The organism is Synechococcus sp. H55.10, from assembly GCF_047502715.1.
Lineage (GTDB): Bacteria > Cyanobacteriota > Cyanobacteriia > Thermostichales > Thermostichaceae > Thermostichus.
Map to the genome: position 1 here is coordinate 1 of NZ_JANSJJ010000221.1, position 583 is coordinate 583.

The following is a 583-nucleotide window of genomic DNA, read 5'->3' on the forward strand; positions in this document are numbered from 1 at the left end:
CCTCAGAACACCTGTTCTACTTCCAGGATGTCAGGAATGCTCTCCCGCAACTTGCGCTCGATGCCCATTTTTAAGGTCAGGGTGGAACTGGGGCAGGCGCCACAGGCCCCCTGTAGGCGCAGCTTCACCACCGGGCCGTCGATTTCCACCAGCTCTACATTGCCGCCATCGGCTTGCAGGTAGGGGCGCAGCTCGTCCAACACTTTTTCCACATTTTCGGCGTTCAATTCCAGTGCTTGTGCCATAGTTGCTTCCAGCTTTGCTGAGACCTTGCCTAAGACGTTGATTGTAGCGATTTCTCGCCTCACCCCCCAAGCCAGGGAGGGATGGCCTTTCTTCAGCATAGTCTCCTTCTTTCGTGGTGGGGGATGAGATCCCTCTCTTCAGCCAGAAGACTAGAATAGGAGTCGGATTTGCCTATTGCGAGTAGCAGACCCAAGCATATTCTGAGCAGGGGCGCTTTCTTCGCCATGTTAGATGTCTTGCTGATTGGGATCTTCATGTTGGCCGGGGCAGGTCTCGGATTCTACGGCCTGGATCTGCTCCCTCCTGCCGCCATCCAGGGGGCCAATGTGGAGGGGGG

General features: G+C 56.3%; 1 protein-coding gene. It reads right to left on the minus strand.

Annotated features, from left to right (window positions below):
* Positions 1-2: 2 nt before the first annotated feature.
* Positions 3-245, minus strand: coding sequence for a NifU family protein (locus NW858_RS11795; protein ID WP_414365781.1), 243 nt, complete (start codon positions 243-245; stop codon positions 3-5).
* Between the last annotated feature and the right edge of the window lie 338 nt (positions 246-583).

What these genes read in the sequence shown, in the direction of transcription:
- NW858_RS11795 (WP_414365781.1), bottom strand. Translation starts at nt 245, where the DNA reads ATGGCACAAGCACTGGAATTGAACGCCGAAAATGTGGAAAAAGTGTTG.